This is a genomic window from Rhodoferax sp. (genome assembly GCF_039922535.1).
Lineage (GTDB): Bacteria > Pseudomonadota > Gammaproteobacteria > Burkholderiales > Burkholderiaceae_C > Rhodoferax_B.
Map to the genome: position 1 here is coordinate 1 of NZ_JBDTEM010000461.1, position 10,264 is coordinate 10,264.

The following is a 10,264-nucleotide window of genomic DNA, read 5'->3' on the forward strand; positions in this document are numbered from 1 at the left end:
GTTGCGCACCGGAGGGGGCGAAGACGGTAGCGCGGGGTGCGATTGCGGCCCTTTGCGGATGGCCTTGAGCAGCAGCTTCATCTCGATTACGAACAGTACGGTGTACAGCGCAACAAACGCCACAATCGTGGCCAGCACTGTGCCGGCGCCCAGGCTGGAAACCGCCACTGCGGTGGGTAGTACCCCCTCTATCACCCACGGCTGGCGGCCCAGCTCGGCCACCACCCAGCCGCATTCAGCCGCAACCCAGGGCAGCGGAATTGCCCAGACCGCCACCCTCAACAACCAAGGATGGGCATCCAGCTTGCGGCGGGCCGACAGTACAAAGAAGGTGCCCGTCAGCACGATAAAGAACATGCCCAGACCCACCATCGCCCGGAAAGACCAGAACAAGGGTGCTACGGGCGGTATGGTGTCGTGGGCGGCTTGGGCCACCTGCTCAGCCGTGGCTTGGCGCGGATCGTCCACATAGCGTTTGAGCAGCAGCGCATAGCCCATGGCACCGCCGTTCTTCTCGAAGATGGCTGTAGCCACCTCACGGGCCGCTGCATCGGTGGCCGGGTCGCGGATCTTTTGCAACGCGTCATAGGCCGATATGCCTACCCGGATATTCATTTCGGCATGCTTGACCAGATCGTCAATCCCTAAGATTTTCGTATTCAGCGAGCGGGTGCCGATCAGCCCCATCACCCCCGGAATATGCACGGCGAAATGGGTTTCGCGGGCCTTTTGGTCCGGAAAGCCGAATGCAGTAAAAGCAGCAGGTGCGGGCTCGGTCTCCCACATCGCTTCGATGGATGCCAGCTTCATCTTCTGGTGCTCGGTGGATAAGTAACCGCTCTCGTCGCCGAGCACCGCCACCGACAGCGCGGCAGCCAGACCGAACGATGCCGCCACTGTCATCGAGCGCTTAGCCAGCTCAGTATGTCGGCCGCGTAGTACATACCAAGCCGACACACCCAACACAAACAACGAGGCCATGGTGTAGCCCGCCGACACGGTGTGGACAAACTTGGCCTGGGCCACCGGGTTGGTCAACACGGCATAAAAATCGGTCACTTCCATGCGCATGGTTTGCGGGTTGAAGGCTGCGCCGACCGGGTTTTGCATCCAGCCGTTGGCAATCAGAATCCACAGCGCCGATAAATTGGTACCCAAGGCCACGGCCCAGGTCACGGCCAGGTGCCCCAGCTTGGACAGTCGGTCCCAACCAAAAAAGAACAAGCCCACAAAGGAGGCCTCCAAGAAAAAGGCCATTAGCCCCTCGATCGCCAGCGGTGCGCCAAACACATCCCCCACGTAGTGGCTGTAGTAGCTCCAGTTCATGCCGAACTGGAACTCCATCACGATGCCGGTGGCCACGCCCATGGCGAAGTTGATGCCAAACAGCCCGCCCCAAAACTGGGTCATGTCGCGCCAGATAGGGCGGCCGGTCATCACGTAGACCGTCTCCATGATGGCCAGCAGCACCGCCAAACCAATGGTCAGCGGTACAAACAAGAAGTGGTACAGCGCCGTCAAGCCAAACTGCAGCCGGGACAGATCCACAATATTGAGGTCCATGGGGTTTCCTTCGTTTTAGTTCAATCGGGTCGCAAAGTCTGGAGCGCGGCTTCAAATTCAGTCGTCCCGCGCCGCAGATCGGCGGTGACGCGGCCATCGCGCAGGCACAGCAGGCGGTCGGCCAGCGCGGCCTCTCGGCGCAAATGGGTGGCCATCAACAGGGTTTTGCCCTGGGCCTGGGCCTGCAGGCGCTGCAAGACATCGTGGGCCGTCTCAGTATCGAGCGCCTCGGTGGGTTCGTCCAGTAGCCACAGCCTTACCGGACGCAGCAGCAGACGCGCCAAGGCCAGGCGGCGCAACTGGCCACCCGACAAGCCCTGCCCGCCCTCGCCCAGGCGCGTGTCCAGCCCTGCCGCCATCGCCCGCACCGCGTCGGCCAGACCCGCCACCTCCAGCACCGCCCACAGTTGGGCATCCGAGGCCATGGGGTCGGCCAAGCGCAGGTTGTCGCGCAACGTGTCCGCAAACAGCTCGCTGCGCTGGGTCAGCAGGCTATGTGCTTGCACCTGCACTGTGCCCGCATCTGCCGCCAACTCGCCTGCCACCAAGGCCAGCAGCGTGGACTTACCCGCCCCGCTTGGCCCCACCAAGGCCACCCGCTCGCCCTGGTCCAGCGTAAATGACGTAGGCTGCAACGCACGCATCGGGCTGCCGGGATAGGCCACGCTGACCGATGTGAACTGCACGGCGACATCTAGGTCGCCGCCTATAAACGGGCTGGGCTGCTCGGCCTGCGCCATGCGAGGCGCCAGCCGCCGGGCAGCGCGCCAGCTGCGACCCGCCTCCAGTGCGCCCCGGCGCAGCGCAGCAAAGGGTTCGGTGGCGGTCAAGGCCAGCAGCAGGGCCAGCGCAGCGGCGGGTGCACCGATGCGGCCTTGCGCGACCAGCGCAGCAGCAGCCAGCAGCACCGCCACCAGCGTCAAGCTGCCCACCATGCCGTAGGCCGCACCGGTTTGGGCCTCCAGGCGGTTCAGGGCCAGATCGGCCCGGGCCAGTTGCTGGTCAGCGGCGGCCAGGGCGGCGCGCTGGGCCTGCAGTTGCCCGGCCATGGCCAACTCGGTCTGCCCAGCTACCAGATCGACGGCGCGTTCCCGCAGCAGCTCCAGTGCATGGGCCCGGCGCACCGCTGTAGGCCCGGCGCGCTGCGCTACCACCAGGGCAATGCCCCAACCCGCAGCCAGCAGCCACAGGGCCAGCAGCACGCCCAGCCAGGGCTGCAAAAAGCCCAGCACCAGCCCGGCCAACATAGCAGCGCCCAACGCAGCCAAAGCGGGCACCAGCAGGCGCAGGTACAACGACTCCAACGCGTCGATATCGGCCGTCAGGCGAAACAGCAGGCGGGCCGGTTGCGCCAGCAGTTGGCGCGCCGCATCGGGCCGGGCCCAACCGCGAAACAGCCGCTCGCGCAAATCGGCCAGCGCGGCAAAGGTGGCATCGTGCGTTACCAGCCGCTCCGCATAACGTGAGCCGGTGCGCCCCAGGGCCAGCAGGCGGATGCCTGCGGACGGCATGAATACATCGAAATGCAACGCTGTGGCAGCCTGCAACCCGGCCAGGGCGGTGGCGGTAATAAACCAGCCCGACAAGCCCAGCAAGGCCATACCGGCTAGCACCGTCAGGGCGGCACACGCAGCGCCCAGCGCCAAGCGCTTGCGCTGCGTGGCCCAGAACATGGCCAACACCACCCGCACATCGCGCCAGCGTTTGCTCATGCTGCGGCCCTCACCTGGCCGGCATCCAGCTGCACCACCCGGTGCATACGCGCGGCCAGCACTGGGTCGTGGGTAGCGACGATCAACGTCCGGCCCTGGGCGAACTGCAGCAGCGCATCGGCCACGGCCTGGGCAGTTTCGGTATCCAGATGGGCCGTGGGTTCGTCCACCAGCAGCAGGTCGGCATCGGCATACAGCACCAGCCGAGCCAGCGCCAGCCGCACCAGCTCGCCACCCGACAAGCCGGTCCCGCCCTCGCCCAATGCCACACCCGCCTGCGCCACGCGGCCCAGACCGGCCTGCTGCAGCGCGGCCAGCACACGGCACGGGGCCACACCGCAGCGACCCAGCAACACATGCTCTTGCACCGAACCCGCAAAAATATGCGGCTTTTGCCCTATCCAGCCCATCCGCTGGCGCAGGGCCGAAGCGGAGGCCTCGGTCAGCAGCACGCCGCCAATGCTGATGCGCCCCTGCTGCGCAGGCACCAGGCCCGCCAGCAGGTGCAGTAACGCCGTCTTGCCCGCGCCGCTGGGCCCCATCAAGGCCACATGTTCACCCGCCGCCACCCGCAGGGCTAAGCCGGCAAACACCGCAGCCTCACCTGGGTGGCCAAAGTGCAGGCCTTGCACCTGGACTGAAGGCGCACCCAGGCTACGCAGACCCGCAGGTGGCACCGCAGCGCCCGGCAACGGTACGCCGTCTTGGGTCAGTTGTTCCAGCGCCTCCAGAGCGGCCTCTCCCGCAGCGCGGTCGTGCCACACCGCAGCCAGTTCGCGCAGGGGTTCAAAAAAGGCCGGGGCCAGCAGCAGGATGAACAGGCCCTCACCCAGGTTTAAGCGCTGCCCCCAACTACCCCAGGGGATGCTGCCCAACAGATGGAAACCCACGTACACCGCCACCATGGCCACGCCCAGGGCCGCAAACAGCTCCAGCACCGCAGACGACAAGAACGCGATGCGCAACACCGCCATGGTCCGCTGGCGCAGCGACTGGGCCGAGGCCCCTAGCCGGTGGGCGGTGGCATCCACCGCGTCCAGGGCGCGCAAGGTGGCCAGGCCGCGTAGGCGGTCGAGCAAAAACGCATTCATCTGGCCCATCTCTACCATCTGCGCGGCGCTGGCCGCCTGGGCACGCCAACCCACCAGTGCCATGAAGATCGGAATCAGCGGGGCGGCCAACAGCAGCACCAGGGCCGCCGCCCAGGAAAAGCAGGCCACGGTGGGCAGGATCAGCAGCGGCACCACCATGGCCCGCCAACGCGCGGGCTGGTAACGCACCAGGTAGGGCAACGCCGCCTCGGCCTGCTCGGCCACCACGCTGGCGGCCAGCCCCGAAGCGGGCCGGGCGGAATCTAGCGGGGAACGCGCCGCCAGCACCGCAACCACCCGGGCTCGCAGGTCCGACACATACTGCCGGGCCGCAGCAAACACCCGGCGCAGGCCCCAGGCCTCGGCCGCTGCGCGCAACACGCCCAGCAACAGCACCCCGGCGGCGGGCAGAAGCACTGCATTCGGGCCGCTGCCTGCGGCAAGGCCTTGCACCGCCCAGGCTAACAAGGCCGCTTGGGGCAGCCACAGCACAGCGGCCAGACCCTGCACCACACCGCCCAGACCCCAAGGGGTCAGGCTACGCAAACGGACGGTAGATGGAGTGGGTTTCATTTTTTTAATGATTGAATTTTCAGTAATTACTGAAAATTCAATCATTAAAATTATATGAACAACTATGCTCTGGGTCAAACATGCCGATGCTGCACCACCACGCGGTGTTGTGAAATGGCAGATTCCCGGGCCAAAGTTAACCCTGCCAATTCGGGACAAGTTTGTGGATAAGCCGGGCAAACCGCTGTATGCCTGGCTTAAGTATCTGTTTTTAAAGGGTAAAGCTTGCGACGCTTAAAAAACAGGCACAGTGCAAAAATAACCTGGGCAGCATAATTCGCCTACCATGGGATAGTCCTATTGCACGCCGAAAAGGAGATTTTTATGCCCATCCGTCTGGCTTTTTTGCTGGCTTTAGCCGCCCTGGCCTTTTCGGCCTGTGCCTACAAGCCCTCCCCGTCAACCGCCTCTGGCCCGACGCTGGAGCGCCGCCTTAGCGCCGTGCGCTGGACGCTGCAATCGGCTACCGACGGCCAGGGGCAGGCCATCACCGCGCTGTTTCCGCGTGCCGACCCGCGCTTCACGGTGGAATTCAAAGACGGGCGGGTCGGCATACGGGGCGGCTGCAACGCCATGGGCGGCAGCTACCAAATCGATGCAGCGAACCAGTTACAGGCGGGGCCGCTGATGTCCACGCGCATGGCCTGCGCGGGGGGATTGATGGAGGCCGACCAGGCCCTCAGCGGCCTGCTGGCCCAGGGCTTGCGCGTCGAGTTCAGCCAAGGTGCGGTCCCCACGCTGCGGCTGGTGTCGGCCACCGGGCAAACGCTGGTGTGGTCGGCTGCACCCGCACCTTGATTGCTACTGTTTAAGTAGCTTCCCGTGCAGGTAGAACAAGCGCCAGAGGCCTATTTCATGTGCAATATCAGGCGGTCACCGGCAGGGGCTCCACGCGGCGGTTCTTAACGACCAAGCGCTCGGGCGACAGGTACTGTGGCAGGTAAACATCAAAGGGCATGGTGTCGGCGGCTTCGATGGCTTTCTGGGCGGCAACCGACGTGGTGGTCATCGCTTCAAAGCGACTTTGCTGCGCGGTGCTGAACGGCAGGTCCAACAGGTGCTGGCGGGTCTGCAGCGACTGCTGGGCAATGAAGGGCACGAACGATCCGCAGGGCATGCCATGCATGGCAGCCAGCACGCGGGCCGACGACAGCAGGCTGGGGTCGACCAAAGCGGCATCTGCGGCGGCCAGCGCATCGCTGTACAAGCTGCCGCCGTGGGTGGCATCCAGGGCTGCGGCAATGGGGCGGCACTGGGCCACCAGGTCACTGCCCCACTCGGCCAGCGGCACTTCCTGGCCGGCACGTTCCAGCGTCAGGCCGGGCTCACGGCCTCGGGCGGCCACACGGTGCTGGTTGTGCGCCAACTCGGTGATTTCCTGTGGGCTGTCGGGCGGGCTGTCGTTGAGCAAACAGTGCAGCAAAAACACGTCGATGAAGCGCATGGTCTGGGCGGTAATGCCCACTGGCACAAACGGATCCAGGTCCAGCAGGCGCACTTCGACGTATTCCACACCGCGTTCGCGCAGGGCGTGCAGCGGGCGTTCGCCGGGGTAGATGACGCGTTTGGGACGGATGGTGCCGTAGAACTCGTTCTCGATCTGCAGCAGGCTGGTGGCCAGCTGGTTGTAGTCGCCGCCGGTGCCGCGCACGCCCACTGCTTTGTAAGCTGGGTACGGGCGGGTCAGCGCGTCTTGCAAAGATGCACCATAGCCTTCCAGGCTGTTGTAGCTCACGGCCAGCGAAGCCTGGGCATCGCTTTGGTAGCCCAGGCGGCCCATGCGCAGCGAGGTGCCATGCGGCATGTACATGGTGCGGTCGTTGAGCTGCTGCAGTTCGTGCTGGCGCCCGGCCACAAAGCTGGAGCACACGGCGGGCGACGCACCAAACAGGTACAGCAGCAGGAACGCATGGCGGCGGAAATTGCGGATCAGGCCAAAGTACTCTTCACTGCTCACGCCGGGCAGCGACCAGTTGTAGTGGATACCCGAGATGGTTTGCATGCGGCGTCCATAACGGTGGCCCAGGCCCATGCGGTAGACGCTCTTGGCGCGGCCCACGTTGGAGCTGCCATAGCGGCCTATCGGAATCGTCTCGTCGGTCGGCAGGCCGCAGGGCATGCTGGACACCCACAGCATTTCATCGTCACCCTGGGCTTGCAGGGTGCGGTAGGTGAACTGGTGCACTTCGGTGAGCTCGTCCAGGCAGGCCTCCACGCCTTGGTGCACGCCGGTGATCAACTCCACCTGGGATTCGCTGAAGTCGGTGGTGATGTGGGGGTGCGTCAGGGCCGAGCCGAGTGCGGCAGGATGGGGTGTCAAGGCCAGACTGCCGTTGGACTGCGCGCGCAGGCTTTCTTTCTCCAGGCCACGGCGGATGCCCTGGAGCCGTTCGGGCGCGAGGGCCTGCAGGCGTTCTAGCAATGCGGCGGGAGGGGTGGAGCTGCTCATCTTGGGTATCCGTAAGGGACAAGACACAGCGCCCAAACCATGGGCGGCTCGCCCACCGGTGGGGCACTGTGTCCAGTCGTACATAAATCTTGACCGGGCGTGGAAGGTATCACAGGCGCGCCCGGCGTGCTGGAGACGGCAAAACGCCCCCAGCCGCAAGGCGTGGGGGCGTTGACCGCAAGCACAAACTACGGTTTTGCGATCTGCGCCGTAACGCTGCTGGCATCCCAGCCGCCGCCCAACGCCTTGTACAGGCTGACCACGGCATTCAACTGGCCGCGCTGGATGTCGATCAGGCCGGATTCAGCCTGCGCCAGGTCGCGCTGGGCGTTCAGCACATCCAGGTAGCTGGAGTAGCCGTTCTTGTAACGCAAGTCGGCCAGACGCAGGGTGCTGCGCAGGGCATCGATCCGCTTGGCGGTGGTGGCGGTGATGTCGCGGCCTGCGGCCACGTTGTTCAGCGCGTCGTGCACATCGCGGAAGGCGTTTTGCACCGTCTGGGTGTAGGTGGCCAGCGCCTGCTGCTGGCGCGCGTTGGATGCGGCCACCACGGCATCGATGGCTCCGGCGCGGACGATCGGCTGCGTCAGATTACCCACCAGGTTCCAGAACAAGGAGGCTGGATCGAACAGGTCCGACAGGTCTTTGGACTGGTAGCCCACGCCGGCCGTCAGGCTGAGCTTGGGGAAGTAGGCGGCACGGGCCTGGCCGATGTCGGCGTTGGCCGCAATCAGGCTTTGCTCGGCGGCCACCACATCCGGGCGGCGGGTCAGCACATCGGACGGCAGGTCGGCCGGAATCGCCTGCGCGGCATACAGCGTGCCCAGGTCGGCACCGCGTACCAGCACCGGGTTGGCGATGTCGGTGGGCTTGCGGCCCAGCAGCACGGCCAGCGCGGATTCGGCATTGCTGCGGCTTTGTACGGTCTGTTGCAGCGTGGCCTGGATGGCCGCAGCTTCGGATTCGGCCTGGCGCAGGTCCAGCTCGCCAATCACCCCGGCGCTGAAGCGGCGATTTTGCAAGCGCAGGTTCTCGGTGCGGGTGGCCAGGGTCTGCTCGCCCAGGGTTTGCTGGGCATCCAGGGCGCGCAGAGCGAAGTAGCTTTGCGCCACGTTGGCGTACAGCGTGGTCAGCACCGTGCCCCGGCTGGCGGCCTGGGCCAGCAGACGGGCCTTGGCGGCTTCGTCTGCACGGGCATATTTACCCCAGAAGTCCAACTCGTAGCTGGCGCTCAGGCCCAACTGCCGGTCGTTGGAATACGGGTTGGCACCGGGCGTGAACGAGGCCGAATTCTCGCTGGCACGGCGGCGCGTGGCGCTGGCGTTCAAATCCACCGAGGGGTAGAAGTTGGACGCGTTCTGGTCCAGCGTGGCGCGGGCTTCGGCAATCCGGGCGGTGGCCAGGGCCAGGTCCTGGCTGTTGCTGGCGGCCTCTTGGAGCAAGCCGTCCAGCACCGGGTCGTTAAAGCCCTTCCACCACACCAGCCAGTCCACGCTGGTGGCCGTGCCACTGCTGGTCAAGGTGACGGGCAGGTCTAGCGCCGGGCGCTGGTAATTAGGGCCTACGGGGGCGATACCGCAGGCGGACAGTGCGCAAGCAGCTACCAAAGTAATAGCAAATGATTGTAGAGTGCGCTTAGACATGCTGCGCTCCTTCGCCGTGGGGTTTGTTCAGACCCTGGAAGTCCTCCGGCGTGCTGCGGAAGTTCCAGTCGTTGACCAATTTAAAGAACAGCGGCACCAAAAACACCGCCAGAAAGGTGGCCGCCAACATGCCACCCAGCACACCGGTACCAATGGACTGGCGCGCAGCCGCACCCGCACCGCTGGAGAAGGCCAGTGGCACCACGCCCAAGATGAAGGCCAGCGAGGTCATCAGAATCGGCCGGAAGCGCAAGCGGGCCGCTTCCAGGGCCGCGGCCACCGGGGTCAGGCCTTCGTGCACCTTCATGGTCGCAAACTCGACGATCAGAATCGCGTTCTTGGCCGACAAGCCCAGCAGCGTGACCAGACCAATCTGGAAGTACACGTCGTTGGTGTAGTTGCGCAAATACACCGCCACCAGGGCACCAAAGATGCCGAACGGCAGGGCCAGCAGCACCGAGAACGGCAGCGACCACTTTTCATACTGTGCCGCCAAGATCAGGAAAATCATCACAAAGCCCGCACCAATGGCCAGGCCACTGGAGCCGCTGCTGCGCTTCTCTTGGAAGGCCGAACCGCCCCAGTCGTAACCCACATCGGTGGGCAGCACATTGGCAGCCGCGCGTTCCATCGCACGAATCGCCTGGCCCGAACTGAAGCCTGGCTTGGGATCCCCCAAAATCTGGATGCTGGGCAAGGCGTTGAAATGCTGGACCGAATCCGGTCCCGACACAAAGCTCACGTCGGCAACGCTGCGAATCTGGATCATCTTGCCAGCGTTACTGCGCACGTACAGGTTACCAATATCGTCCGGCTTGGAGCGGTACTCGCCCTCGGCCTGCATCAGCACCTGGTAGATACGGCCACTTTTGTTGAAGTCGTTCACGTAGTAGCTGCCCAGCGTAGCCTGCAGCGTGCTGTAGATGTCGGCCACGGCGATGCCCATGGAGCGGGCTTTTTCGGTGTCCACATTCACATACAACTGCGGCGAATTGGCTTGCCACAGGGTCTTCACGCCTTGCAGCTCAGGCTGCTTGTTGGCCTCGGCCAACAGCGTGGGCAGAATTTGCGCCAAACGCCGCACGCCGCCATCACCCTTGTTTTGCAGGTAGAACTCGAAACCACCGGTCTGGCCCAGGCCCTGGATAGCCGGTGGGGTAAAGGCCAGGGGCAGGCCTTCCTTGATGCCGCCGGTTTTCATATAGAACTCGCCCACCAGCTCTTTGGCCGACT

The 10,264-nt window shown here is 64.8% G+C and carries 8 protein-coding genes; 2 read left to right on the forward strand and 6 right to left on the reverse strand.

From position 1 onward, the window contains the following. From ABI213_RS21875 to cydD, 3 genes are all read right to left on the reverse strand, one after another. The coding region (locus ABI213_RS21875) for a cytochrome ubiquinol oxidase subunit I (RefSeq protein WP_348028646.1) at nt 1-1,563 on the reverse strand (1,563 nt) is incomplete at its 3' end. A gap of 20 nt (nt 1,564-1,583) precedes the next feature. Beyond that, nucleotides 1,584-3,275: a thiol reductant ABC exporter subunit CydC gene (gene cydC, locus ABI213_RS21880; protein ID WP_348028648.1), complete on the reverse strand. Its 1,692-nt coding sequence runs from the start codon at nt 3,273-3,275 to the stop codon at nt 1,584-1,586. Beyond that, the gene (gene cydD, locus ABI213_RS21885; RefSeq protein ID WP_348028650.1) at nt 3,272-4,939 is read right to left on the reverse strand and encodes a thiol reductant ABC exporter subunit CydD; all 1,668 of its coding nucleotides are present in this window, start codon (nt 4,937-4,939) and stop codon (nt 3,272-3,274) included. Before cydD ends, cydC begins: the two co-directional genes overlap by 4 nt. A 64-nt stretch (nt 4,940-5,003) precedes the next feature. Here cydD and ABI213_RS21890 point away from each other — a divergent pair, with 64 nt between their 5' ends. After that, on the forward strand, nt 5,004-5,177 hold the full coding sequence (locus ABI213_RS21890; protein WP_348006149.1) for a hypothetical protein: 174 nt from the start codon (nt 5,004-5,006) through the stop codon (nt 5,175-5,177). An 86-nt stretch (nt 5,178-5,263) separates the two neighbouring features. After that, nucleotides 5,264-5,737 carry an META domain-containing protein gene (locus tag ABI213_RS21895; protein WP_348006148.1) on the forward strand — a complete coding sequence of 158 codons (474 nt, stop codon included), beginning with the start codon at nt 5,264-5,266 and terminating at the stop codon, nt 5,735-5,737. Nucleotides 5,738-5,804: 67 nt separating this feature from the next. Here the strand turns inward: ABI213_RS21895 and gshA are convergent, their stop codons facing one another. The 3 genes from gshA to ABI213_RS21910 all read right to left on the reverse strand — a co-directional run. Beyond that, nucleotides 5,805-7,388, reverse strand: a complete 1,584-nt coding sequence (gene gshA / locus ABI213_RS21900) for a glutamate--cysteine ligase (RefSeq protein ID WP_348028652.1) — start codon at nt 7,386-7,388, stop codon at nt 5,805-5,807. Nucleotides 7,389-7,576: 188 nt separating this feature from the next. After that, nucleotides 7,577-9,031, reverse strand: a complete 1,455-nt coding sequence (locus ABI213_RS21905; protein ID WP_348028654.1) for an efflux transporter outer membrane subunit — start codon at nt 9,029-9,031, stop codon at nt 7,577-7,579. Next, the coding region (locus tag ABI213_RS21910; protein WP_348028656.1) for an efflux RND transporter permease subunit at nt 9,024-10,264 on the reverse strand (1,241 nt) is incomplete at its 5' end. The genes ABI213_RS21905 and ABI213_RS21910, both read right to left, overlap by 8 nt.